Annotated in this window: 22 protein-coding genes and 1 pseudogene; 9 read left to right on the top strand and 14 right to left on the bottom strand. The window is 63.0% G+C overall.

Annotation, left to right across the window (positions count from 1 at the left end; translation table 11 throughout):
• Positions 1-48 precede the first annotated feature (48 nt).
• The gene (locus H926_RS0118205) at positions 49-1,125 is read right to left on the bottom strand and encodes a fumarylacetoacetate hydrolase family protein (RefSeq protein WP_022677577.1); all 1,077 of its coding nucleotides are present in this window, start codon (positions 1,123-1,125) and stop codon (positions 49-51) included.
• A gap of 38 nt (positions 1,126-1,163) precedes the next feature.
• Positions 1,164-2,102: a VOC family protein gene (locus H926_RS28720; RefSeq protein WP_082209229.1), complete on the bottom strand. Its 939-nt coding sequence runs from the start codon at positions 2,100-2,102 to the stop codon at positions 1,164-1,166.
• A gap of 146 nt (positions 2,103-2,248) precedes the next feature.
• On the opposite strand from H926_RS28720, the gene H926_RS0118195 reads away from it, so the two are divergent.
• Positions 2,249-3,154: a LysR family transcriptional regulator gene (locus H926_RS0118195; RefSeq protein WP_022677575.1), complete on the top strand. Its 906-nt coding sequence runs from the start codon at positions 2,249-2,251 to the stop codon at positions 3,152-3,154.
• Positions 3,155-3,206: 52 nt separating this feature from the next.
• Here H926_RS0118195 and H926_RS28715 read toward each other — a convergent pair whose 3' ends face one another.
• From H926_RS28715 to H926_RS28705, 3 genes are all read right to left on the bottom strand, one after another.
• Entirely contained in the window at positions 3,207-5,603 is a 2,397-nt protein-coding gene (locus tag H926_RS28715) for a TonB-dependent receptor (protein WP_022677574.1), read from the bottom strand.
• 128 nt (positions 5,604-5,731) lie between these two features.
• On the bottom strand, positions 5,732-6,814 hold the full coding sequence (locus H926_RS28710) for an amidohydrolase family protein (protein ID WP_043610369.1): 1,083 nt from the start codon (positions 6,812-6,814) through the stop codon (positions 5,732-5,734).
• Entirely contained in the window at positions 6,811-7,833 is a 1,023-nt protein-coding gene (locus H926_RS28705) for an aromatic ring-hydroxylating dioxygenase subunit alpha (RefSeq protein ID WP_237741093.1), read from the bottom strand. Before H926_RS28705 ends, H926_RS28710 begins: the two co-directional genes overlap by 4 nt.
• 448 nt (positions 7,834-8,281) lie before the next feature.
• On the opposite strand from H926_RS28705, the gene H926_RS0118175 reads away from it, so the two are divergent.
• Positions 8,282-10,381, top strand: a complete 2,100-nt coding sequence (locus H926_RS0118175) for a TonB-dependent receptor (protein ID WP_022677571.1) — start codon at positions 8,282-8,284, stop codon at positions 10,379-10,381.
• Positions 10,381-10,830 (top strand): DoxX family membrane protein, encoded by a 450-nt coding sequence (locus H926_RS0118170; RefSeq protein ID WP_022677570.1) that lies wholly within the window; start codon positions 10,381-10,383, stop codon positions 10,828-10,830. The genes H926_RS0118175 and H926_RS0118170 overlap by 1 nt, the downstream gene beginning before the upstream one ends.
• A 72-nt stretch (positions 10,831-10,902) precedes the next feature.
• On the opposite strand, the gene H926_RS0118165 is transcribed toward H926_RS0118170, so the two are convergent.
• Entirely contained in the window at positions 10,903-11,952 is a 1,050-nt protein-coding gene (locus H926_RS0118165; RefSeq protein WP_022677569.1) for an aromatic ring-hydroxylating dioxygenase subunit alpha, read from the bottom strand.
• Between the two features lie 99 nt (positions 11,953-12,051).
• Between H926_RS0118165 and H926_RS0118160 the strand changes: the two genes are divergently transcribed.
• Positions 12,052-12,996, top strand: coding sequence for a LysR family transcriptional regulator (locus H926_RS0118160; protein ID WP_022677568.1), 945 nt, complete (start codon positions 12,052-12,054; stop codon positions 12,994-12,996).
• Positions 12,997-13,022: 26 nt separating this feature from the next.
• On the opposite strand, the gene H926_RS28700 is transcribed toward H926_RS0118160, so the two are convergent.
• The gene (locus H926_RS28700; protein ID WP_022677567.1) at positions 13,023-14,042 is read right to left on the bottom strand and encodes an aromatic ring-hydroxylating dioxygenase subunit alpha; all 1,020 of its coding nucleotides are present in this window, start codon (positions 14,040-14,042) and stop codon (positions 13,023-13,025) included.
• 82 nt (positions 14,043-14,124) lie between these two features.
• On the opposite strand from H926_RS28700, the gene H926_RS31050 reads away from it, so the two are divergent.
• Positions 14,125-15,156, top strand: a complete 1,032-nt coding sequence (locus H926_RS31050) for a helix-turn-helix domain-containing protein (protein ID WP_022677566.1) — start codon at positions 14,125-14,127, stop codon at positions 15,154-15,156.
• A gap of 26 nt (positions 15,157-15,182) precedes the next feature.
• On the opposite strand, the gene H926_RS0118145 is transcribed toward H926_RS31050, so the two are convergent.
• On the bottom strand, positions 15,183-16,112 hold the full coding sequence (locus H926_RS0118145) for a LysR family transcriptional regulator (protein ID WP_022677565.1): 930 nt from the start codon (positions 16,110-16,112) through the stop codon (positions 15,183-15,185).
• 101 nt (positions 16,113-16,213) lie between these two features.
• Here H926_RS0118145 and H926_RS31045 point away from each other — a divergent pair, with 101 nt between their 5' ends.
• From H926_RS31045 to H926_RS0118125, 4 genes are all read left to right on the top strand, one after another.
• A complete protein-coding gene (locus H926_RS31045) occupies positions 16,214-17,302 on the top strand; it encodes an aromatic ring-hydroxylating dioxygenase subunit alpha (RefSeq protein WP_022677564.1) in 1,089 nt (362 codons plus the stop codon).
• 157 nt (positions 17,303-17,459) lie between these two features.
• Entirely contained in the window at positions 17,460-17,858 is a 399-nt protein-coding gene (locus H926_RS31040) for a cytochrome c (protein WP_197279190.1), read from the top strand.
• Entirely contained in the window at positions 17,855-18,346 is a 492-nt protein-coding gene (locus H926_RS0118130) for a hypothetical protein (RefSeq protein WP_022677562.1), read from the top strand. The genes H926_RS31040 and H926_RS0118130 overlap by 4 nt, the downstream gene beginning before the upstream one ends.
• Positions 18,343-19,893 (top strand): FAD-binding oxidoreductase, encoded by a 1,551-nt coding sequence (locus tag H926_RS0118125; RefSeq protein WP_022677561.1) that lies wholly within the window; start codon positions 18,343-18,345, stop codon positions 19,891-19,893. Before H926_RS0118130 ends, H926_RS0118125 begins: the two co-directional genes overlap by 4 nt.
• 36 nt (positions 19,894-19,929) lie before the next feature.
• Here the strand turns inward: H926_RS0118125 and H926_RS0118120 are convergent, their stop codons facing one another.
• The 6 genes and pseudogenes from H926_RS0118120 to H926_RS0118095 all read right to left on the bottom strand — a co-directional run.
• Positions 19,930-20,586, bottom strand: a complete 657-nt coding sequence (locus H926_RS0118120) for a FadR/GntR family transcriptional regulator (RefSeq protein ID WP_022677560.1) — start codon at positions 20,584-20,586, stop codon at positions 19,930-19,932.
• A 105-nt stretch (positions 20,587-20,691) separates the two neighbouring features.
• Complete coding sequence (locus tag H926_RS0118115) at positions 20,692-22,161, bottom strand: NAD-dependent succinate-semialdehyde dehydrogenase (RefSeq protein ID WP_022677559.1); 1,470 nt, start codon at positions 22,159-22,161, stop codon at positions 20,692-20,694.
• Between the two features lie 11 nt (positions 22,162-22,172).
• Complete coding sequence (locus H926_RS0118110; protein ID WP_022677558.1) at positions 22,173-23,183, bottom strand: dihydrodipicolinate synthase family protein; 1,011 nt, start codon at positions 23,181-23,183, stop codon at positions 22,173-22,175.
• A gap of 4 nt (positions 23,184-23,187) precedes the next feature.
• Positions 23,188-23,319: a hypothetical protein gene (locus H926_RS34305; protein WP_022677557.1), complete on the bottom strand. Its 132-nt coding sequence runs from the start codon at positions 23,317-23,319 to the stop codon at positions 23,188-23,190.
• A gap of 7 nt (positions 23,320-23,326) precedes the next feature.
• Positions 23,327-24,082, bottom strand: coding sequence for a hypothetical protein (locus H926_RS32645; RefSeq protein ID WP_022677556.1), 756 nt, complete (start codon positions 24,080-24,082; stop codon positions 23,327-23,329).
• A gap of 10 nt (positions 24,083-24,092) precedes the next feature.
• Positions 24,093-24,330 (bottom strand): annotated as a pseudogene (locus H926_RS0118095) (hypothetical protein); the annotation flags it as partial.

Below are 24,330 nucleotides of genomic sequence, written 5' to 3'. Positions count from 1 at the left end.
CTGCATGAAAGCCAGCCACGCAATCCAGGGTGGCACCAGCGCCCCGTATCACCAGGCCGTGATGAAGGGACCGTAGGTTGGCGTGCGGTCGCCCACCTCTTCGGCGACGATGTGGTTGGTCTGGCGGCCCAGGTAGGTGATCTCGCTTTCCATCACATCGCCGGGCTTGAGCCAGGCATTGCCCCACATCGCGCCGTTCCCCGGCGGCGAACCGGTGATGAGCAGATCGCCCGGCACCAGACGAATGCGTTCCGAGGCATAGGACAGGATCTGTTCCGGCTGGAAAATCATGTCGGAAATCGGCCAATCCTGCCGGATTTCGCCATTCACCTTCAGGCGGATCTGCACCTTCGAGCGATCGACAAACTCCTTGGGGACGGCAAACGGGCCGAACGGCTTGAAGTTGGGCTGATGCTTGCTGACCCAATCGTACATGAAGCGCACATCGACGCGGCGGAATTCGTCGACCGTACCCAGGTCGTTGACCATGACATAGGCAGCGATCAGTTCGTGGGCGTCTTCCGGGCGGACATAGCGGCCAGTCTTGCCGACGATCGCGCCGAACTCCAGGTCCCAGTCGGGATTTTCGCCGATCAGCGGCAGCGGCACGTCGTCATTCGGGCCGCACAGCGAGGAATGCAGGCCGGTCCAGAAGAACGGCATGCCTTCGCGGCTGCGGCGATCGATTTCGGCCAGATTTCGCTGGAAGAACTGCTCGTCGCTTTCGCCTTCGCCACGCTTGTCCTGGTTGAACTTGTTGAAGGTCATCATCTCGGCCACGTGCTGGCGATAGTTTGATCCGCCACACAGCATGTTGGGATGGGCCAGAACGGGCAGGATGGTCAGCGCGCGATAATCGTGCGCCTTGCGGTCCTGCTTGGCCGCAACATCGTTGGCCAGGTTGGAAGCGCGCGCCCAATCCTCGAACACGGCATGGGTATCGGCATATTCGCCGGCAAGGCTGAACACGCCGCCGCCCGGCACGACGACACCGGGAAACGCGGCGCCATCACCATCACGGAACGTGCCAATTCCGAAAGAACCGGAAACGAGGCCGGTAACATCATCGATGCCCTCGGGCTGGGGTGCGGCGGGCAGCGGCTTCAAGAAGGAATGATCAGACATGGATTTCTCGCTAACGTTTCGTTTGAATATTTTGGGGATCAGGCAAAATAACGGTCGGGCGGGTCCGAGCGCCACACGTCCATCTCGACATCGTGAATATTGTGAATTCGCGTGCCGTCAGACTTCTTCAACCGATCGGTGTCGCTGAACGTCTCGAAGCGGTTGCGGTCAGGGTCGCGCCACACGTCGAACACATGGCTGCCGTGGGGGTGGCGCCCCACGCCCCAGACCAGTTCGTACCCCTGGGTTTCGAGGTAGCGGTGCGCCATGAACTGCGCCTCGAAGTCTTGTGCTTCGAAGCTGATATGATGGCAGTCGACCCGCCCATCCATGCTCTGCATCAGGGCAACGCTGTGGTGATCCACCAGGTCTTCGCCATGGTCAAGGCGCAGGAACCCGACGATCTGGACATGGGGCTGGCCCGGAACGTGATAGACATCGCTGGGGATCAGCCCGAGCACGTCCTTGTACCAGGCCTGGGTAGCCAGGTAGCTCGGCACGAACAGGCCAATATGACCCAGACGAAACAGCTTGGCCGGGGCCAGCGGGCGCTTGGGCTCGAAACGCCCGGCGCGCGGATAGCCCAAGGGCGAGTTCATCTGCCACTCGGGATAGGACTGCAGCGCGGGCTTGCTGGCAATTCCGTGGACCAGTTCCACCCGGAAGCCATTGGGGTCAAACAGCGACACGGACCGACCGCCACCGGGCAGGTCCATCTCGACCACATCGCTGGCGCCATGATCGGCAATGGCCTGGGCAAGATCGGCCTCGTCGGCAACCTCGAAAGCAAGTCCGATGAACTTGGGTTCGTCAGATTGGTAGGCGACATAAGAATAGGAATCGCCGCCCTGCGTGGCCATAACAAGTCGTTGGCCAGCTTTTTCTACCGTCAGCAGGCCAAAGTCGTTTGCAAACCGCTCTGTCGCGTCAAGATCACTGACATGAAACGTAACATGGTGCAGCTTTCGCAGCATCATTAGGGTTCTCCCTGGATTTTCTTCTGACGCTCGCGGCGTGCTATAGACGTGACGAAATTTACCAGGGCATCTTCGTCGATCGGGAAATTACCGTCCAATCGAATATCGCGGTTGTCAGCTATAGGTTGCGCTGATAGGTTTCGCGGATGCGATTTGATGGTCTCGATCTCAACCTGCTCGTGGCGTTTGAAGCCTTGTCAGAGGAAAGGAACGTCTCGGCGGCAGCCCGGCGCCTGAATTTGACCCAGCCTGCGGTGACCGGGGCACTCAACCGCCTAAGGGACTATTTCCAGGATGATCTCCTGGTGCTCCACGGGCGCAAGATGCACCCCACGCCCAAGGCAGAGGCGCTTGCCGGCCCGGTGAAACGGGCGTTGCTGCAAATTCGCGGCGAAATTACCAGGGCAGGTAACTTTGATCCTGCGACATCAAACCGCCATTTCCTGCTCGTGGCCTCGGACTATGCCTATGCGATCAGCCTGGCCGATATCATCGCCCATGCCTCGCACATTGCGCCCCTGGTGACTTTTGAAGTCATTCCGCCCAGCGGCATCGCAACCGAACGGCTCGAGCGTGCAGAGGTCGATCTCGTGATCACCGTGCAGCCCTATGCCAACTCGCGCTATCCAACCCGCGAGTTGTGGCGAGACACCGACGTCATCATCAGTTGGCGCGACGCAAATTATGGCACGATCAGTGAAGAGGTGTTCTTTGCCGCGGGCCATGCGGTTGCCACTTTTGGCCCCGACCGGCGCCCTTCCGTCACCGATCAGCATATCGCGAAAATGGCGCATGATCGCCGCGTCGAAGTGCTGCTGCCCAGCTTTGGCGATCTATGCCGCGGCATCGTGGGAACGCGCCGGCTGGCCACCATGCACCGGCGCTATGCCGAGCATTTCGCCAAGCTCTATCCCATTGCCATTCATGAGACCTGGACACCGTTTCCCGACGTGATCCAGATCGCGCAATGGCACAAGGTGCGCGACAGCGATCCGGGCGTGCAATGGATGCTGGAAATGCTCGAGAACGGATGCTCGGAAAAAACGCAATGATGGGGGAAGCGCGATGCTCCCCCCACCCTTGCGCCATGACGGTCGCGAATTTCTAGAAGCTGTAGGACACGCGCCCACCATAGGTGCGCGGCGGGCGCAGCGTGGTGGCGTAAAAGGCCGTGCCAGGCGTTGGATATGATTGCGATTTCAGGGTCTTGTCGAAAATATTGTTGACGTAGACGCCAAACGTCAGCCCATGGATATTGGGGCTGAAGCTGACCTGGGCATCGGCCAGCCAATACGCCGCCTGCTGTTCGACCGGGGCGAATTCCATGCCGGTCATCGTCGCGGTCTGGTAATGCGCTTTGGCGTTCAGCGTGAATTCGCCGACCGAGACGGGAACGCGCTGGTCGACACCCAGGTTAAGCGTCCATTTCGGGGCATTGACCGGCCGCATGCCGCTGCAGTTGATGATGTAGGCATTGTTGGCAAATCCGGCCGTCGGGCAGGATGTGCCGTTGAAGACTCCGCCATTGCTGTTCGGGCTCTGATACGTGAACTGGTCGTATTTCGCATCAAGGTATTGCGCGTCGACATGCAGCGTGGTGAACGCGGTCGCGGCGAATTGCCCCTCGACTTCAAAGCCCTGGAACGTGGCCCGCCCGACGTTTTCGGTCACGAAAGTGGGCACGGTGCCGATCGTCAGCAGATGGCTGATCTGCTGGTCTTTGTATTTCCAGCGGAACACTTCCAGGTTGAGCTGAATCCGGTTGTTCCAGAAACGGTTCTTCGATCCGAACGTCAGCGCGCCCAGCGTCTCGGGTGCGAACTGCCCCCCGGCCCCGTTCGGGCTGTAGAAAAAGCCGCCGGCCTTGAACCCGGTTTCGTACGAGACATACAGCAGGTTGTGCGGCGTCAAATCCCAGTCAGCGCCGACCCGCCAGGTGAATTTGCTGAACGATTTGTTCTCGCTGTTGGAAAAGACCGTGGCGGCCTGGATGACGTTGGGGTTGCCGACAACATCGGGCAGGCCACCATAAGGGGCAGCGCCCAGTGCTGGCACCACGACCGAGGGGAACGCGCCCAGCGCCGGCGCCGTGGGGCCATAGGGCAGCGAAGGCGCCGTCGGGCACGAGGCGGCGGTGCAAATGCGGGTCAGCGATATGCGCGAGCCGCTGAAATCCTTGTCTTCCCAGGTTTGCCGCCCGCCCACGGTCAGGCGCAGCGCAGGCGTGACCGCATACGTCAGCCGGCCGAACAGCGCCTTGCTGGTGGTATTGAGCAAGGTGTTCTTGTCATACTGGGCGTTCCAGTTGGACGCATAATCGCCATAGGGGCTGTCGGTGTGATCATGGTAGTAAAACGCGCCGAACAGCGCCCGAAGCGGCAGGGCATCGGGCGTGGCAAAGCGTGCTTCGACGCTCGTCTGCGCGTTGCGCTCCACCGAATAGACCTGGAAGCCGGGCACGAAGCTGTTGAAGTTGAGATGCCCCTCTCGATAGGAAGGAACAATCGTCAGCGTGCCCAGATCGCTTTGCCATTCCGCCGTCGCTGACACGCCGACGAAGTGGTTGCGCAGGAAAGGCTGGAAATTCGCGGCGAAAGCCTGGAACGGCCGCCCGAGCGTGCCGGCCCACTGGCTGGAGTAAAACGCCTGGCCTTGCGGTGAATAGATGCCGATGCGGCTGTCGGGCGAGATCATCGTGGCGGCAGGGGTTCCCTGCGGCGCCAACAGCGGGGTCATGCCAACGCCGCGCCCGCCCTGGTCGAAATAGTCTGCCACCACGCCGATATGCAGATTGCTGGTCGGCTCGAACCGCAAAGAACCACGCACGCCGACGTCATCCTGATCGTCAGTGCCGTCGTTCATGTAGCCATCGTGCTTGACGCGCACGACGGCAAAGCGTGCGGCGGCCTTGTCGCCCAGCGGGATATTCAGCGCGGCATCGAGCCGCACGGCCGAATAATTGCCCACATCGACCGCGCCAAATCCGCTCCAGACGCCCAGTTCAGGCTTCTTGGGCAAAACGTTGATCGCGCCACCGGTGGCATTGCGGCCATAGAGCGTGCCTTGCGGCCCCTTGACCACCTCGATCCGGTCAAGGTCATAGAAAAAGCCGGTCGTGGCAGACGGGCGCCCGATGTAGACACCGGCGAAATTGAACGCGATGGCGGAATCGGAAAACGCGTTGCCGTTGAAATTACCAACCCCGCGCAAGTAAAACAGGTTATAAGGCCCAGCCGCGGGAGCAACCTGCAGAGACGGCACCACGCTGGTCAGCCCGGTTGGCTGGGTGATCCCAGACGCGCGCAGTGCATCCCCCGTCACTGCCGACACCGCGATGGCCGCTTTCTGCAGGTTTTCGTTGCGCCGCTGGGCGGTCACAATGATCTCTTCGACGCTGGGCGCAGCAGTTTGTGCGCCATCGCTGCGCGCTTCGTCAGCCAGTGCCACGTTTGGAAGCGCAAGCGCAAGGCAACTGGCCGCGATGAGATATCCCGACTTCATCTTCTCCCCTCCGATGTTACTGCCCTTTTGTGCAAGGGCGGATTATTTCATCTGGAATTTCACGTCAGCAGAACGCCGTCCAATCAATAATTAGCCGGTTTAATATCACTGAAATTTATTGAACTGTGCTAGGTGTGATGGGCGCAGCCGTGGGGGCACGCCGACAAGCCGAGCAGGTCTGCTGCATTCAGCCCGAGCAAGCGCGCCTTGATGTCGTCCGGCAAATGGTCGTGAAAACCCAGCGGGTCCGGCTCGCCCATATCGAACGGATAATCGGTGCCCAGGCACAGGCGACTGGCGCCATGGGTGCGCACCAGGCTGTCGAGCTGGTCGCGATCGAACACCAGGGTGTCGAGCCAGACGTTGCGCAGATAGGACGATGGCTCTCGCGAAATGAACTGGCGGCAGTCTTCCCTGGCGCGGAAGGCGTGATCCATGCGCCCCCAATAGGCAGGAAGATACCCACCACCATGCGCGACGCACAGCTTCAGGCCGGCATGCGCTTCCAGTACGCCGCCAAAGATCAAGTGGCTTAACGCTATCGTCGATTCCAGGGGATTGCCGATGATGTTGTCGAGGTAATGCTCGGCCAGCCGGGAACCGTGGGTAAAGCCCAGCGGATGCAGGAACACCAGCACGTCCAGTTCCTCGGCCGCGGCAAAGAACGGCCGGAATTCTGCGTCAGCCAGTTCCTTGCCCGCCACGTTGGAGCCGATTTCCACGCCGCGCAGGCCCAGTTCGCCCACGCAGCGCCGCAATTCCTCCACCGCCATGCCAACGTTCTGCAGCGGTACCGTGCCCATGCCGACCAGCCGGTCGGGATGCTTGGCCGCCGCGTCCGCCATGCCGTCGTTGATCAGCCGCGAGGCCTCGCGGCCGACTTCCGGCGGTACGGCATAGTAATATTGCCCTGGCGATGGACTGATCGCCTGCACGTCGACGCCCAGACGATCCATGTCCTCAAGGCGCTCGTCGATCCCGTTGAGCTTGCGCCCGATCGCGCCAAACAGCTTTGCATTGGTTGCCTTCGACGCGTCCGACATGAAGGCGAACGGGTTGGGCAGATCGGGAACCTCGCGGCGTACAAGCGCTTCGGCCGACGCCACGTTCAAATGGCAATGCAGATCGACCACGAGATGCTGGCCGCGCTGCGCTACAGGAATAGGGGCACGTTCGGGCCCACACGTCGTCAAGGTTGTGCCGTTGCTCATGCTTCGGCCTCCATCATGAGGGCGATCTGGCGGCGCACTTTCACCGCCGGGGCATCGGACTTGGCCAGCAATTCCTGCTGCACCCGTGCGGCGGCATCGACATGCGGTTCGATCGCTTCCACCGCATCGATATCCTGTTGCCGGATCTTTTTGTCAGACTCCAACTGGAACGCGTCCAGCGCCGGATCGTCGAGCCGGAAATTGCGGTTGGCGAAGCCGAAATAGTGCGTGCTGTTCGCCGTTTCCGGGGTGATCCCGTGCAAGATGTGCAAATGCCCAAGCGCCGCCGGCACCTCTTCGTGCCCCGGAATTCGGGTGAACAGCGGCATGTTGGTGCGGATGAACTCGGGCCCATAGAAATCAGTGATCGATTCCCAGTCGGCCAGGCCCTCATAGCGATTTTCCGCGCCCCAGAGCAGATCGTGGAAGCCGCCCCACGGCAGCTTGCCGGTTCGGATCAGGCGATAGCTTTCCTCCCGCTGCTCCTCGCGCATGGGCATGGACTTCATCGCCTCGCCACCGGCGACGTGGTAATGCAGGTAGGGAAGATGTGTCAGATCCATCAGGTTATCGATGATCAGCTGCGCGCGCGCCTTCACGATGAAATGGTTCTGCGAGCTGTAGCGCCACCCCGGCTCACCAAGGCCGAAATCTGCGTAGGGCGGGATCAGCGACGGATCGCACGCGGCGGCGTCGCCCATCCAGATCCAGCACAGCGGGCCGCGCTCCTCGATGCGGTAGGTCGGTTGGCAAAAGCCGGCGCCGGTGCCCTGCGAGGGGATGGCGCTGCACTTGCCGTCCGCCTCGAACACGAAGCCATGATAACCGCACACCAGTGCATCGCCTTCGACCTTGCCTTTCGCCAGCGGGAAATAGCGATGCGGGCATAGGCCATACATAGCCACTACCTTGCCCTGCGTGGTGCGATAAAGAGCGAGCGGTATATCCAGGATCGTGCGCGCGAGCGGCTGGCTGCTCACCTCGTCCGAGAACGCAGCGATATACCAGCGATTCTTCACAAAAGGCCGATCACTTCCAAACGGATACATCCTCGATCGCTCCCATCAGCATTCTTTGCGCGGGACGCTACAGGCAGGCGTTTGGGAAATATAATCGATAATATATTGGCGTTCTATCAGCCAAAATGATGGATATGCCACCGGCGTGTTCGCCTTGGGCTGGCGCCGCTCGTCGATGGCAGCGCAGCGCCAGCGACCGTCAAGAATGCGCGCGGATGCTGCGAACCGGCACCACCGACACACATCGTTGCACGACCCCAAGGTATAATTTTTAACGATAGCTAATGCGGCATCTATTGATTTGACGAGAATGCACCGCCTCCGTCATCAACCGCCCCGTACCCCCCTAGGTGCCCCGTGTGACGTGCACCGACCGAAAGAAGGGGATCTGAGAGGAGGCATTATGAAGCGACTGCTTTTGACCACCACGGCCTTGCATGCGGCGTGCATGTTGGCGACCCCCGCCCTGGCGGATGACGCGCAAGCGGCGCCACAGGCCACCACCAGCGCCGCCCCGATTGCCCAGGCAACGCCGGAAATCATCGTGACGGCGCAAAAGCAGAGCCAACCGCTTCATGGCACGCCCGCGGCCGTGACCGCGCTTTCCCAAGATGCCCTCACCACCGCCGGGATCACCGATATCCGCGGCGTCGCCAGCCTGGTTCCTTCGGCACAGTTCCAGGCCGAACGCGGCGCAACCAAGGTGTATCTGCGCGGCGTTGGCACCTTCCTTGACGTCGACAGCACCGATCCGGCCGTGGCGATGAACATCGATGAAGTCTACGCACCGCGCGAAATCACCGGTGGCGCACTGTTCGATCTCAACGACGTTGAAGTGATCTCCGGCCCACAGGGCACGCTCTATGGTCGCAACGCCGCGGGCGGCGCGGTCAACATCTCGACAAAAGACCCAACCCATAACTTCGGCATCAACATGATGGCCGAAGGCGGCAATTACAATTTCATCCACACCACCGGCGCCGTCAATGTCCCGGTCGGCGACGATGTCGCAGTGCGTGCCGCCTTTGATTACCAGGATCACGACGGCTACCTGAGCAATGGCTTGAACGATCAGAAGAGCATTGCCGGCCGGCTCAAGGTCAAGATGACGCCAACGGAGCGTTTGACCGTCACCCTTTCGGGTGAATACTATCACAGCGGCGGGCTGGGCTTGACGCCCAAGCCGGTCACCCCCAGCGCGCAGTTTCCGTCTGATGCCAGCCCCTGGCAATTCAATGTCGACCCCACGGCGGCCAATTTCTTCAACAAGTCATGGTATGATCTTGTCCATGCCAAGTTCGAATATGACCTGGGCGGTGGAACCAGCCTGATCTACATCCCGGCCTACCTGCATTACAGCAGCCGCTCGAACTTCTACAACGGGCCGGGCACGCTGGAACTCGATCCCTCGGCCACGCAATATACCCATGAATTGCGGCTGTCGCACCAGGGTGAGCACCTGAACTGGGTTGCCGGTGGCTATGCCTATCTCAACGATGGTTTAACCACCAGCATCCTCACGCTGGCGCCCATCCCCGCCCGGTATCCGCAGGTCACCCAGAATTTCAACGTGCATTCGGTCAGCTATGCCGGGTTCGGACAGGCGACGTACACGCTGCACGACGGCCTGAAGTTGACCGGCGGCATCCGCTATTCATACGACAAGCGCAGCGGCGGCGGGGTCAACGGGTTCGGGCCTGCGCCAGGCGTGAGTTTCCCCACCACGTTTACCACCGCGTTGAGCTCCAGCAACGTCGATTACCGGGTCGGCGTGCAGTATGACATTTCGCGCGACAACATGGTCTATGCCAACTTTGCCACCGGCTATAACGAGGGCGGGTTCGTCCCCACGGTGGACGCGAACGGCAAGGCGCTGACGTTCCGGCCGCAAACGCTCAAGGCGGTCACGGTCGGCACGAAAAACCGCTTCTGGGGCGGCCGCCTCGAGATCAATGACGAACTCTATTACTACGCCTTTTCCGATTACCAGGTCAGCGCGTTCAACCAGGCGATCGGCGGCCTGATCATCGTCAATGCCAAGTCGGCACAGATGGTGGGCAACGACCTGACCGTGCGCTTCAAGGCGACCGTGCACGACACGCTCGGCCTGGGCCTCGGCCTCGAATCCGCGCGCGGACTGGACTTCGATGTTCCGGCCTCGGCGGTTGGCGCCGGCAATGCCTGCGCCTGCAGTGGCCTGGCTTTGCCCCAGGCGCCCACCACCACGCTCAACGCCGATTACACCCACATCTGGGACTTCAGCAATGGCGCGACCCTGGCGCTGGCGGGTGATCTGTATTTCTCAAGCAGCTATTGGGAAGTCTATACGCACAACCCGCAGACGCTTTCGCCTGCCTATACGCGGTCGAACGCCACGCTGACCTATACCACCGCCGACAAGCGCTGGACCGTCGCTGCATGGGTCAAAAACATCGAGAATACTGCCCGCTACAACGCGATTTCGCAGCCTTCCAGCGATGCCACGCCAACCACCGGCATTATCGAGCCGCCTCGCACCTTTGGTCTGCGCTTCGGAGTACACATCTGATGCAACACGCTGACACCGCACGTCCGGCGACCGGACACCCCCTGATGCCGCGGGTGCTCGACCCGCAGGGAACATGGTTTGAAAATGGCATTTCCCTGGCCGGCCGGGCGATCATCGCATGGTTTTTCATCGGTGCGGCGCGCTATCACCTTTCCAGCGCCCACTATGCCGATACCTTGAGCGACATGACTGCGAGGGGCGTGCCCGCCCCTGCCCTTGGCCTGGCCATCGGCATGGCCGTGTCCGTCATCGCCTCTCTTGCCCTGGTGTTCCGAATGGGCGGCCGCTGGCCCGCCCTGGTCCTGGCGGTCTACAGCATTGCCGTATCGTGGTTGATGCACAACCCGATCTATGGGCACGGACCGGACATGTTCTTTTTCTACAAGGATCTGGCGATTACCGGGGCGCTGCTGCTCGCCGGGTCATGGCCCGGCAATTCGAGGCTCTGACAGGCTTTCCACAGGATGCCTGCACCGGGGGGGACGCTCCCGCCTGGTGCAGGCTGTTCTGCTTCGGCGCTATCACCCCATGCCGCTGTTTTCCCGCCGCAAGTTCGCGATAAGCTGGCGCGTATGGCGCCCACCCACGTCGCTGGCGATGTCAATCAGCGGTTCGTCGGGACACTCGAGCATCCGGCGCTGCTGCAGTTCCAGGACCTCCTGGTCTTCGCGAAACGTGCGCGCGGTCTGTTCAAACACTTCGTCCGGCACGCCATTGTCGAGAATGTTGGTCGCCATCGACCAGAAGTAATGCGTGGTCGTTTCCGTTTCAGGCGTGATCGCGTGGCAGCCGCGCATGGAAAACCGCGTCGTGCCCAACGCGCCATAATCCGGCCCGTCATATGCCCCCGTGCCCGCGTCGCACGCGCCGGTGTGGATGCGAATGAACACGGGTTCAAAGATGACTTCCTGCCAACGGTCGACCTTGCCCTGGAAATTGGCAGCGTCGACATAGGTCGGCGGCGGCTCTGAATCGGGCATGAGCCGGGTGACCCGCACTGTCTGGCCACGCTTCTCGGACTTGGTCTTCGTGCGGAAGTGGAGATCCGGATCGCCGCCGATCGTGCGGGCGTGAATGTATGGCAAGTGTGACAGGTCCATCAGGTTGTCGACCAGCAACTGCCAGTTGCCATTGACCTGCAAGTGCGCGCCACGCCAGGCGTAGCTGGCGTCCTCGTGAATAGGGTAATCGGGGATCAGGCTGGGGTCTGCCTGTTCGGCATCGCCCATCCAAATCCACATCAAAGCCTGTCGTTCGACCAGCGGATAGTGCCGCACGCGCGCCGTCTCGGGAATGCGATCCTGCGTCGGAATCCGCACGCAGCGCCCGTCCGCCGCAAATTCCAGGCCATGGTAGGCACAGCGCAGATGCGAGCCGGTGACGACACCGGCCGACAGGGCCATGGCGCGGTGGACACAGCGATCTTCAAGCGCGCTGGCCGTGCCTTCCTCCGATCGCCACAGCACGACCGGCCGGTTCAGGATGGTGCGCGCGATCCGGGCGCCGGGCGCCAGATCGGCACTCCATCCCGCAGCATACCAAACGTTCTTCAGGAATGTGGATTGGCTCACAGCACGCTCTCCCGGATCATGCGCGCGGTTCTAGCAAGGGCAGAGGAAATCCACATCACTGTATGGCGTTATTTCCGATATCCAGATATCTTATAACCCATGAGCGTGCGCGATTTTGACCTCAATCTGCTCGTGGTTCTCGATGCGCTGATCGAAGAGCGCAGCGTCAGCGCCGCGGCAAGGCGGCTGGGCGTCAGCCAGCCCAACGTGAGCTTTTCGCTCAACAAATTGCGGGTGCAGTTCAAGGATCAACTGCTACTCCGCTGCGGCAATACGATGCAGTTGACGCCGCTGGCCGAACGGCTGCAAGAGCCGCTCCGGCGCGTGCTTGACGGTGTGCAAACCGACGTCCTGGCGGAACGGAAATTCGAGCCGGCCAGTTGCCAGCGCCGCTTCGTCATCAGCACGTCGGATATCGGTGAATTGATCTTTCTGCCGCGGCTGATGGCGGCGCTGTCGCGGCTTGCGCCGCAGGCAACGCTCCAGTCCCGTTCCATGACGCCGATCGAACTCGAGACCGCGATGGCCGAGGGCAAGGTCGATCTCGCGCTCGGCTATTTTCCCGATCTGAACGGCAGCAACTTCATGACGCAGAAGCTGTTCGATCACGACTTTGCCTGCATCGCGGCGGCTGACCACCCGCATGCCAGACCCGGCTGGACGCTCGATACGTTCCTGAGACTGGGCCATATCGTGGTGGCGCAGTCGGGGCGAAGCCAGGAACTGGTGGAGCAGGAGATGCGCCGCAAGGGGCTGGAGCGGCGCGTGCAGCTCCAGTCGCCACACTTCATGAGCGTGCCCCTGCTGGTTGCCGAATCCGAACTGATCAGCACCGTTCCAGCGGCAGTGGCAGGGATATTCGCCACCATGGCCCGGCTGCGGGTGGTCGCGCCGCCGCTCGCGCTGCCGCGTATCAACATTCAGCAATTCTGGCACCGCCGCGTCCACGACGAGCCGTCGAACCGGTGGCTGAGAGGGCTGATCTGCGAATTGTTCCTCAATCGCGACCCTTCGCCGGCAACACCTGCGCGCAACAAGCGGTAAGACCGCTGCTGCGCGCAGGCGCAGGGCTATGCCAGCTCTGTCTTCAACAGGGCGCTCACCCGCCGGCGCGCCAGCACGGCTGACTTGTCGATCGGCAGCAGCAGGGGCTTCATGTCGAACAGTTCGCGTCCCTTCATGCGCCCTTGGATATCCGCGATCATCGGTTCGTCCTCGTTCTTGAACGCGCCCTCGACGCCCAGCCGGAATCCTTCGGAAACAGCCGGCACGCCCTGCAACTGGTTGCGGCCACCCGCCCAGAAATAGTGCGTCGTGGTTTCGGTCTCTGGCGTCAGCAGGTGGCAGAACGGAACCTGCACATGGGCATTTGCCATGTCGGCGTGCCGGGCAACGTCAAAGCAATTGCGTTGCACGAGATTGGCAGGTGCCTGCCAGCGCATGACGGACAGCAGGCTGATCACCTCGGGGGCGTCGTTCCACAGGCCTGCGACCAGCGGCGTGCGCTTGCACTGGGGGCGGTTGTATTGCGAAATCACCTGCTCTCCCTCTTCATGACAGGTCACTTCCGTGGGGAACGTGTCCGAAGGGTCTGCAAGGAATGGATGCAGGAACTCGACATGGGTCAGGTCCAGCAGATTGTCGATGACGAGTTGGTAATTGCCTTCGACATGAAGGTAGCCCTCCACCCAGTCAAACTGCGCGTCCTCGCGCGCCGACAGCACGGGGATTTTCGCAGGGTCGGCATTTTCCGCCTGCCCCATCCAGATCCACACCATGCCATGGCGTTCGACCAGGCTGTATGACCGCACCCGGATTGCGCCGGTCGCCGGTCCATGTGGATTGTGCACGCAGCGCCCGTCGGGGCCAAACCGCAAGCCATGGTAAGGGCAGGCAATGGCATCACCATGCAGCTTGCCCTTGGCCAGGGCGGCAAAACGGTGGGGGCAGATATTGGACAAGGCGACCGCCGTGCCCTGGCTATCGCGATAGAGCACCACCTCCTCGCCCAGGAACGTGCGGGCAACCGGCTCTGCCCCAAGCGACGACGACCAGCTTGCCGGATACCAACTCTCGCGGATGAACGGCATTATCCCACTCCCTTGTTGTTGTACGGGCACGGCGTGATCGCGCGCCAGACGATTTTCGTTGCGTGGAGCCTAAATCCTTCGGATGCTGGCCGTGATGGTTATGCGTACGGAAAAACGGCTGCTCCGTCCGGATTTTGCAGCACCCTCGATCACCAGCAGCCTGCTAGCGGATTTCCGGCTGGTGGGCGCCTCGCTTACCCGGTTCACGCTGCGTGCGCGAAAGGGGTTTGTCATGAGCGGCATGCCCTACATGTTCATCGTGGCAGAAGGACATTGCCGCGTCGGTCTTCCCGATGCGCGAACCATCAAGCTGGAGCCAGGCGATGCCGTGATGGCACTGGGTGGCGCCCCCACCCAGCTGGCTGTTGGTGGCAGAGTGTCCAGCTACGCGGACATGGGCGAAGTCTGGGACGCCAATGCCGGACCGCCGACCTCGCTTGAGGGCTATGAACGCCCGGTCGATATTGCCTGGGGCGATGGCCCCGTCGGCTGCGTCCTCATCGGCAGCGCGATGACCCTGTCGCACCGCGCGGGAACACCGCCCGTGCAGAAAACGCTCCCTGCGGTGCTGCTCGCGCGCGACAGCGAGACGCGGCTGCGTTTTTGGACCGCGGCGCTTGTGCAGATGCTCGACGCGGAAAGCGCCAAGCCGTCAGACGGATTTGCCGCGATCAGCACGATGACCTCGCAGTTCCTCATGGCGCAAATCCTGCGCACCCACCTTGCTGCCAATGCCCCGGCGTTGAGCGACATCCTCGACAAGGGCCGCTCCAGCGCGCTCGCCAGCCTGATGCGCCGGCTGCAACGCCACCCCGAAAACGCCTGGACCCTGACCGACATGGCCAAGGCGGCCGGTATGTCTCGCACCGCCTTTGCCGAAGTGTTTGCGCGCGCGACGGGCACGACACCTTTTCGCTATCTCACCGGGTGTCGCATCAATGCTGCGGCCGATTTGTTGCGCAATACCGATCTGCCCATAACCGATGTGGCCGATCGCTGTGGCTATCGTTCGGAACGGGCATTTCGGGACGCGTTCGTCCAGGCTCACAGCATGCGCCCACTCGCCTTTCGCAAGGCACAGCGGGCGAAGGATGATGCGATCGCCAGGGCGTGATGTGGGGCGAGCCCGGCCGGGTGGGCTTATCCTGCCGGCGTGCCATCCTCCGTCCAGACCGCCGCCTCGTCCCGGATCAAGCCCGTCAACCATTGCAGGCCCATGTCGCCCCTCCGCGCCGGATGGTGCTGCATCATCACTTGCTGCAGGGGCATGGCAAAGGGTGGCTCCGCCACGGCAAGCGGGGCGATCCGCGCAAAGAAGGCGGCCAGGCGCCCATGCATGAGCGCAAGCCGCGGCGTGCCGACCAGGAACCACGGCAGCGACGCGAACGAACTTGTCGTCACCGCGATGCGACGCTCGATCCCCAGTTTCTCGATCACCTGATCGGCAAACGAAGCCTCGCGGTTGGGTCCGAACGTGGCGACGACATGCCCGGCAGCGGCATAGTCGACCATCGCAATCGGTCCAGAGAACAGCGGGTTATTCGCGCAGCCGACGATCACGTGCCGCTCTTCGAACAGCAGTTCTGACGGAAACCGCGCCAGCACAAAGGCATCGGGCCCGATCAGTAAGTCCACCTGCCCGTTGTCGAGCGCCAGCCCGGATTGTTGCGAGGGAGGAATGATATCAAGGCAGACATGCGGCGCCACCTCGCCCAATCGCGCCGCCACGCGGGTGAGCAGTACCACGGCCATGTAGTCGGACGCGATGATGCGAAAGGTGCGCTGGCTGCTGGCAGGTTCGAACCGCTGGCCAGCCTGCAGCATGGTCTCGGCATCGCGCAGCAATTGCCGCACCAGGGGCAGCAGTGTCTCGGCGGTTGTGGTGGGCAGGAAGCGCTTGCCATTCAACACCAGCAACGGATCGCCGAAATGATCCCGCAGACGGCCAAGCGCTGCACTGACAGCGGGTTGCGACAAGTTCATCCGCTTTGCCGTCTCGGTGATGCTGCGTGTGGTCAGCAGCACTTCAAGGGCCACCAGCAGGTTGAGATCCAGGCCTTTGAAGCGCATGCCATCCTCTGATTTTGTGAGGATTTATCCTCAAACCTTTCGATTTGCCTGAGACATGACGCACACCCAAGATGTCTGCAACAGCAAAACGGGAGAAGATCATGGACGATGCGAGCGCCACCGCACCCGAACCCGTGCGTGACGGCATCAGCACCACCGGACCAGAGCGCAATTGGCCGAACAACAGCTGGTGGGTCGCTGCGCATGGCAGCGAGGTGACGGACAAGCCGATCCTGCGCTGGATCCTTGAAATGCCGGTTGCGCTCTATCGCAGCGAGGCGGGCGTGGTCTCGGCACTGCACAACCGCTGCCCCCATCGCTGGGCACCGCTGCATCTTGGCCATGTCGAAGGCGCGGATCTTGTCTGCCCCTACCATGGCTTTCAGTTCGCGCCATCCGGACAGTGCGTCCGCGTGCCCAGCCAGGCCACCACCCCACCGGCCATTCGCGTGCGCGCGTTCCCTGCGGTGGAGCGCTATGGCTTTGTGTGGATCTGGACCGGAGAGGTGGAAAAGGCCGATCCCAACCTTATCCCGGCAGACCTTGCCTACCTTTCCGATCCTGCCTGGCACACCGTCTGGGGCTACAAGTCGGTTAACGGCAACTATATGCAGCTCAAGGAAAACGTCCTCGATCTCACCCATTTCGCGTTCCTGCACAAAAACTCGCTGCAGGTCAGCGGGTGGGATCGCGCGCCAGAGGTGGAGATGGGCGACGGCCGCGTCGGCTATGTTCAGGTGCACGACATGGAGCCGCTCGCTCCGGTCTATGCCGTTCCGGCAGGCAAGCCGATCGGCAAACTGGCCAATCGCACCACGCTTGGCACCCAGCTTTCACCCGGTGCGCACCATGCCGAGGTCGCGATCCACGATCCCGCACCCGAAGACGGCGGGCTGGCGCATTTCTCGCTCCGCATGGTTCACCTTACCACCCCGGTGTCGATCGCCCGCTCGCACTATTACTGGGCGATGGCCCGCGATCATGGCGAGCCGTTCGACGTGGAAGCGACGCGGGGCATGGCCGATATCGTCTTTGGCGAAGACATCGCCATGGTCGAGGCGACCCAGCAGATGGCGCGCTGTGCCATCGATCATGATCAGGCGGTGGAGTTCAGCGTATCGGCCGATCAGGCCGCCATCCAGGGGCGCCGGCTGGTGCAGGCCATGGTCAACGCCGAACGCGCAGGCTGAAGCGCGCCGACCATCGACGCGGTCGATAGCGCGACCTCACGCATAGTCATTCGACCTCGCATGTGGCGCAGCGTTATGACGCCGCAACAACGAGATCGCGCCGCGCCTGCATCACCGGAGCGCTGGCCGAAATACCATCCGATGGGGGAGGCCAAGCATGAAAGAGACCCGCACCCGCCTTCGCCCTGCGCGGCGGCGGCTACCCATGGCGCGCACGCTGGCGCTGATCGGGACACCGGCCTGGGCTGCCGCTGGCCTGGTCTTGTTCGGTGCGCCCGGCAACAGCCAGGTTCCCGCACCCGCTGATCGCGGCGTTCCGGTGGTCTCCGCCCTGGTCCGCACAGGCGATCCGGTGGGCGTGCAGGTCTATGCGCGCACCTGCGCCTATTGCCACGACCATGGGGTTGGCCCGGCCATCACGCACCGTGGGTTGGATCCCGCCGTGGTGCGCCTGATGGTGCGGCATGGCGGGCTTGCCATGCCGGCATTCCGCCCCACCGAAATCAGCGATGCAGAGCTTGCCGCCGTCTCAGCCATGCTGGAGCAAAGCAAGTGACCCTTCCGCTTGGCCGCCGCGCCTTTCTCGCTACCACCGGCGCGGCCATGGCAGCAGCCAGCACTAGCGCACTGGCCAAGGCCGCCCCGCCCACGCCAGGCTTGTTGCTCCTTACCGACGCACCTGCGGCGCAGGCCTGGCTGCAATCGCTTGCCAGCGCCTTTGCCCAGCAGGCCGGCAGCCCGGCCGAAATCGTGGTGGCAACGCAGCCCGAGACCATGATGACGCTGATCGCCGATCGGCTGGCGCGGCCGCGCGGTGCGTTTCTCAGCCTTCTCGCCAGTTCCTCGCACCTGCTGGTGCAAGTGGCCCTGCGCGATGCCGGGGCGCACCAGTACCTGGAACTGGAACGGGCGGCCGATCTCCTCCAGGCGCCCCAGGCTGCACTTCCCCTGCACAGGGCGTTGGGTTTCGCGCCGCAACTGCCCACACCTGCAACGCTCGCCGGCCGCTCGCTGTTGGCAGGCGCAATGGAGATTTCGCGATGACCGTCGATTCCCCCAGGCCGGTCCTTCCTCCCGGGCACGATCGCCGCAGCTTCATGGCCGGCATCGCCGAGTTCCGGAAGGCGATCGGCGAGGACAATGTGTTCGTCGAAGAAGAACGCCTGGCGCCCTACAACAAGATCATGATCCCCGGCGAGGATGCAGACCATGCGCCCTCGGCAGCGATCGCCCCGGCATCGGTTCCCGAAATCCAGGCCATTCTGGCGATCTGCAACCGCCACCGGATTCCGGTCTGGCCGGTCTCCACCGGCAAGAACTTCGGCTATGGCACCGCCGCGCCGGCCATGCGCGGCACGGTTGTGCTCGATCTCAGGCGGTTTAACCGCATCATCGAGGTCGATGGCGAACTGGGCACCGCCTTGGTCGAACCGGGCGTGACCTATCGCGCGCTGCTCGATCATCTCAAGGCGCAAGACCTGCCCTATTGGATCGACGTGCCCGCCCCCGGCCCGATCGTCGGCCCTGTGGGCCAGATCCTTGAACGCGGCATCGGCTATACCCCCTATGGCGATCATTTCGCCCACGCCTGTGGCATGGAAGTCGTCCTTGCCAATGGTGATATCCTGCGGACCGGCATGGGCTCGATCGCGGGCGCCAAAAGCTGGCAGACCAACCGCTATGGCTATGGTCCCTATCTCGACGGGATTTTCAGCCAATCGAACTTTGGCGTGGTTACCAAGATGGGCCTGGGCCTGATGCCGCGGCCCGAGGTTTACAAGCCGTTCCTGGTCTCGTTCCCCAACCACGGCGATCTGCCCCGCGCGGTAGAGATTGCCCGTGACCTGAGCTTGCGCGGGGTGATCCGCAACACACCAGTCGTGGGTCACGTGCTCTACATGATCGCGATGAAAGCCCGGCGCGCCGACGTCTTTCCCGGCGAAGGCTCTGTCACCGACGAATGGATCACGCAATTCACGCGGGATCATCATCTCGGCATCTGGGTGATGCAGGCCGCGCTCTATGGCTCCGCGGCGCAGGTCGCTGCAGACTGGGCGCTGATAGAGCAGGCCTATGCCAAGAGCGGCGCGATGCTGCTGACAGACCGCGAACTGGGCGACGAGCCCACCTGGCAGCATGCCAAGCGGCTGATGGCCGGCGAACTCGATCTCGACGAATTCGGGCTCTACAACTGGCGCGGCGGCGGCGGATCGGCCTGGTTCGCGCCGGTTGCCCGCGCCACCGGCGCCGACGCAACCGCGATCGTCACGCTGGGCAAGCAGATCCTTGCCGAGTTCGGCTTCGATTATCTCGGCGGCTTCATGGTGCAGCAGCGCAACATGATCGCAGTGATGGACCTGCTGTTCGACAGGTCTTCGCCCGATGAACGCAAGCGCGCCCACGATTGCTTTGCCCGCCTGATGAGCGAGTTCGGCAAGCGCGGCTATGGCATCTATCGCACCAACATTGCCTTCATGGATGCGGCAGCGGCCCTGCAGGGTCCGGTGCGGATGAACGTCAACCGCACGCTAAAGCGCGCGCTCGATCCCAACGGCATCATCGCCCCGGGGAAGTCAGGCATCCATCTCTGAATACATCGATCGTTGCGCTGGGGGGCGTATCGCCCCTCAGCGCAAACCGAACAGCTTGCCACGCAGCTGGAACAGGTGCTCGCGCATCAAGGTCTCGGCGCCAGCGGGGTCGTGCCGGCGGATCGCGTCGACCACTTGGGCGTGCTCGCTGTCGGTATCCGCCTTGGGTCCTGGCTCGGCGCCAAACACCTGGTCGATGCGGCTATCGAGCGTGAACTTCATTTGCGTGCGCAGCGTGTCATACAGCGTGAGCAGCAGATTGTTGCGGGTCGCCTGCGCGATGGCGCGGTGCAACCGCTCGTCCAGTCGCTTCCAGTGGAGCATGGATGGGGCGAGCTTCATCTCCGCAAGGCAGGCGTCCATCTCTGCCACGTCCTCCGGGGTGCTGTGAATGGCGGCCAGCGCGGCGAGTTGCGGCTCGAGCGCGGTTCGTGCCTGAAGGATATCGTCGACGCTGAACGAGACGGCAACGGGATTGCTGTCGATCAGCTTGCGCGGGCCAACAAAGGTGCCCTTGCCAACATGGCGCCAGATCTCGCCTTCACTTTCCAACCGCTTGAGCAAGGTACGCAACCGCCCGCGCGAGATGCCGAGTTCGTCGCTAAGCTTCGGCTCGGGCGGCAAGCGATCTTCGCCGCGCTCCACCGTCTGGTCGAGAAGGGCCCTGAGACGGACCAGATCGTCCTTGATCACCCTGCACTCCCCATCGCTGTCGCTGCTTTCGCCACGCCTCTCCCATGCGGTATGCGCCCGTGCCGATCAATAGCACGGGCGCGGGAAAGGCGCGGGCGGCAGCTGTCAAATCCCGCCCAGGGCCACGTACTTGGTTTCGAGGTATTCCTCGATACCGACCTGGGAGCCCTCGCGCCCGAGCCCCGATGCCTTGACCCCGCCGAACGGGGCCACCTCGGTAGAGATCAGGCCTTCGTTGACCCCGACCATCCCGAATTCCAGCCCTTCGACCACGCGGAAGATCCGCCCGGCATCGCGCGCACAGACATAGGCGGCAAGACCGAACGGGGTATCGTTGGCGAGGGCAATCGCCTGTTCCTCGGTTTCAAAGCGGAACACCGGCGCTACCGGGCCAAAGGTTTCCTCGCCAAAGATCTGCGCATCGTGCGGCACATTGACCAGGACCGTCGGCTCGAAGAAATTGCCGCCCAGCGCGTGGCGCCGGCCACCCGCCGCCACGCTGGCGCCCTTGGCCACCGCGTCGGCGATATGCTCCTCCACCTTGGCGAGCGCGGCCGCGTCGATCAGTGGGCCGATCGCCGCATCGGGCTGGGTGCCTTCCGCCACCTTGAGCTTGGCGGTCTCCTCCGCCAGACGCCGGGCGAACGCATCGTGGACGCCGGCCTGGACCAGAAAGCGGTTCGCGCCGATGCACGATTGGCCACTGTTGCGATATTTGGCGACCAGCGCCGCCTTGACCGCCACGTCCAGGTCGGCATCGTCGAACACGATGAACGGCGCATTTCCGCCCAGTTCCATGCTGGTGCGCTTGATGGTCGGCGCGCATTGTTCCAGCAGCAACGCGCCGATCTCGGTCGATCCGGTGAACGACAGCTTGCGCACGGTGGGATTGGCAGTGATCTCGCCCCCGATTGCCCCGGCAGACCCGGTCACCACGTTGCACACACCCTTGGGCAGTCCCGCGCGCTCGGCCAGCACGGCCAGCGCCAGCGTGGTCAACGGGGTCTGGCTGGCAGGCTTGATCACCCCGGTGCAGCCTGCGGCCCAGCCTGGCCCGGCTTTGCGCGTCAACATCGCCGCAGGGAAATTCCACGGCGTGATGGCGGCAAACACGCCCACTGGCGCCTTTTGCACCAGAATGCGCCGGCCCTGCATGTTCTGCGGGATGATCGCGCCGTTGACGCGCTTCGCCTCTTCCGAAAACCACTCGATAAAGCTGGCGGCATAGAGCACCTCGCCGCGCCCCTCGCTCAGCGGTTTGCCTTGCTCGGACGTAATCAGCAGAGCAAGATCATCGATATTCTCGATCATCAGGTCGAACAGGTTGCGCAGGATGGCGCCACGTTCCTTGGCCAGCAGACCCCGCCAGGCCGGCAGGGCCGACGCAGCGGCCGCGATGGCACGGCGCGTTTCCTGCGCGCCAGCCTTGGGCACGCGGGCGATGAGCGCGTTGGTCGCCGGATTGCGCACATCGAACGTTGCGCCATCGTCTGCCTGCACCCATTCGCCATCGATCAGCATCGCCTGCCTAAGCAGCGACGGGTCGTTCAGCGCAAGCGGGGTCGGTTGTTCCATGGTTACGCCTTTCAGCAGGGGTTGCGGCCGATGAAGAACAGCTCGTCGGCATCGGTAGTCGGATTGAGGCCAGCGGCTTCCTGCCCACGGCGCAGCGCGGTCATGTCGCGCTGGTAAACCCGCGCCGTGGGATGGCGCAGCGGGCCACCGTTATAGCCCTGCAACCAGGCTTCATACTTCCACATCATGCGGTTGATCAGGCCATTGCCAGCCTGGGGAACCCCGGCAAACGCACGACGCGCAGGATCGACACGGTGAAATTCGGCCGTCGCCTCGTCAAAGCGCTTTTCGCGGATAAGCTGGAACACCTTGGGCAGCCAGGGCCCGAAATAGGCCGAGAAGTTGGTGCCGCAGAACGGCACGTCGATCAGTTGGGCCAGCGGCACGAACTCATGCTCAAGCGGATAGGAGATCACCACTTCGTTGCCGAACGCGCGCTGCGCCTCGATCGCGCCCATGATGAACGGCGCCCCACCCTCGGCCTTGATCGATACCACGTTGGGGCAATCGTCGACCAGGCGGCGCAGCAGTTCGATCGGCATGTCAGTCGGGCTCAGGCGCGAAAAACCCCAGGTCGGGATCGGGAAGAGCATGACCGCCAGGTCGGTCGCATCGCAGAACGCCTTGGTATAGGCATAGATATCGTCGAGCGATTTGGGGAAGAAATAGGGCGGATAGCCCAGCAGGATCAGCTCCGCCCCCGCGGCCTGGGCCAGCTTTGCCGCCGCAATGTTGTCCTCCAGCGTGTTGAACACGGCGTGGTGGACCACGAAGATCCGCCCGGCGGACTGCTCTACCATCACTTCGACAAAGCGCTGGTATTCGGCCATGGTCACGGCCACTTCCGAACAGGCCAGCGTGCCGACAAAGCCATGCGCAATGGTCGTCTCGATATCGTGGCGCGCGGCCTTTTCATTCAGGCCGGCAAAGTCGTTGGTCATCGTCGGGATGGTGACGTTGGCAACGCCAAGCATCTTTTCGCGCGCCCAGGCGCGGGCTTCGCTCTTGGTGTAGCTGGGCATGATCTCACTTCCCCTTGTTAACGGGTTGAATAGGAGCCAGAATTTCGGTGCCAAGGCTCAGCGCCCGCGCGCGTTCGACGCACATGGCGGCAACGGTCAGGTCCTGGATCGCCGCGCCGACCGACTTGTAGAGCATGATCTGATCAGGTGACGTGCGCCCGGGGCGGGGGGAGCGCGGTGAGGAACAGCGCCGGTCCAGCGTGCAGCGGGTCGAGCGCCAGCGCCAGATCGGGCAGCGTATCGACCAGGCGGCGCAGCAGCGCGAGGCGCCCGCGCTCGGCATCGAAACGCAGGCGCAACGACCGTTCGGCAATGATTGCACGGCTTTGCGCCTCGGCATCGTCTTGTGCGCGGGCGTGCAGCGTGACCAGGGCAATACGCAGCAAGTCTTGCGGCAGTTCACCCAGCGGAAGCTGCATGCGCCGCTGTGCCTGGCAGAACCGGGCCTGCGCCACCAGGGCCGCCATGGCTGCGGCGGAGCGATCCCCGTCCTGCGCCGCAATCGCCGCTTCAACCAAGGGCGCGACCACCATGTCCACGCCGTGATCCTGCTCAAGCCGGCAGGCAAGCTGCCATTCCAATGCCTGGCCATGCACGGCGGCCAGGAACGCTCCATTGGCACTGAGCAGGCTGGCAAACCCGGCCACCTCGTCAATGTCGGGCTCAACCCCTTCGCCTGCGCCACCGGCCTGAGCCTGGGCCACCGCCAGTTGCCGGGCGACATCATCGATCATGCCGCGCACATGGGCGATCACCGTATCGCCGAACACCGCGCGCTCTTCCTGCAAGACCAGATGGCGCAGAATCGGGGCCGTGCTGTCGAGCGCGGCACCGGCACGCGCCAGGCCAGCGGCAAGCCAGGCATCGTCTTCGTGCGAAAGGGGCGCGGGGTGCTGCATGCCCGTGGTTCTAGGTTCCATTGGTTAGCAAGCGGTTAGGAAACAGACCATGCGCCTGTGCCAAGGCCGTGGCAAGCAGCACGACGACGATCACCCGCAGGCCCGTTTCCAGCGGCATGAACAGCCCCACCACGAGCAGCGTCAGCGCCACCAGCAGGCGGTCGCACAACCATGCCGTCCAGCGGAAATCGCGCAGCACCACCGGAAACAGCCAGAGGATCAGGACCAGGACCAGCGGCGGAAACCAC

It is taken from the genome of Novosphingobium sp. B-7 (assembly GCF_000410615.1).
Taxonomy (GTDB): Bacteria; Pseudomonadota; Alphaproteobacteria; order Sphingomonadales; family Sphingomonadaceae; genus Novosphingobium; species Novosphingobium capsulatum.
Note: the sequence above shows the minus strand (reverse complement) of the source record. Positions and strands in the feature narration are given on the sequence as shown.

Bases quoted from the DNA above. Each gene is read 5' to 3' on its own strand.
- H926_RS0118205 (WP_022677577.1), bottom strand. From the start codon at position 1,125: ATGTCTGATCATTCCTTCTTGAAGCCGCTGCCCGCCGCACCCCAGCCC.
- H926_RS28720 (WP_082209229.1), bottom strand. From the start codon at position 2,102: ATGATGCTGCGAAAGCTGCACCATGTTACGTTTCATGTCAGTGATCTT.
- H926_RS0118195 (WP_022677575.1), top strand. From the start codon at position 2,249: ATGCGATTTGATGGTCTCGATCTCAACCTGCTCGTGGCGTTTGAAGCC.
- H926_RS28715 (WP_022677574.1), bottom strand. From the start codon at position 5,603: ATGAAGTCGGGATATCTCATCGCGGCCAGTTGCCTTGCGCTTGCGCTT.
- H926_RS28710 (WP_043610369.1), bottom strand. From the start codon at position 6,814: ATGAGCAACGGCACAACCTTGACGACGTGTGGGCCCGAACGTGCCCCT.
- H926_RS0118175 (WP_022677571.1), top strand. From the start codon at position 8,282: ATGTTGGCGACCCCCGCCCTGGCGGATGACGCGCAAGCGGCGCCACAG.
- H926_RS0118170 (WP_022677570.1), top strand. From the start codon at position 10,381: ATGCAACACGCTGACACCGCACGTCCGGCGACCGGACACCCCCTGATG.
- H926_RS0118160 (WP_022677568.1), top strand. From the start codon at position 12,052: ATGAGCGTGCGCGATTTTGACCTCAATCTGCTCGTGGTTCTCGATGCG.
- H926_RS28700 (WP_022677567.1), bottom strand. From the start codon at position 14,042: ATGCCGTTCATCCGCGAGAGTTGGTATCCGGCAAGCTGGTCGTCGTCG.
- H926_RS31050 (WP_022677566.1), top strand. From the start codon at position 14,125: ATGCTGGCCGTGATGGTTATGCGTACGGAAAAACGGCTGCTCCGTCCG.
- H926_RS0118145 (WP_022677565.1), bottom strand. From the start codon at position 16,112: ATGCGCTTCAAAGGCCTGGATCTCAACCTGCTGGTGGCCCTTGAAGTG.
- H926_RS31045 (WP_022677564.1), top strand. From the start codon at position 16,214: ATGGACGATGCGAGCGCCACCGCACCCGAACCCGTGCGTGACGGCATC.
- H926_RS31040 (WP_197279190.1), top strand. From the start codon at position 17,460: ATGAAAGAGACCCGCACCCGCCTTCGCCCTGCGCGGCGGCGGCTACCC.
- H926_RS0118125 (WP_022677561.1), top strand. From the start codon at position 18,343: ATGACCGTCGATTCCCCCAGGCCGGTCCTTCCTCCCGGGCACGATCGC.
- H926_RS0118115 (WP_022677559.1), bottom strand. From the start codon at position 22,161: ATGGAACAACCGACCCCGCTTGCGCTGAACGACCCGTCGCTGCTTAGG.
- H926_RS0118110 (WP_022677558.1), bottom strand. From the start codon at position 23,183: ATGCCCAGCTACACCAAGAGCGAAGCCCGCGCCTGGGCGCGCGAAAAG.
- H926_RS34305 (WP_022677557.1), bottom strand. From the start codon at position 23,319: ATGCTCTACAAGTCGGTCGGCGCGGCGATCCAGGACCTGACCGTTGCC.
- H926_RS32645 (WP_022677556.1), bottom strand. From the start codon at position 24,082: ATGCAGCACCCCGCGCCCCTTTCGCACGAAGACGATGCCTGGCTTGCC.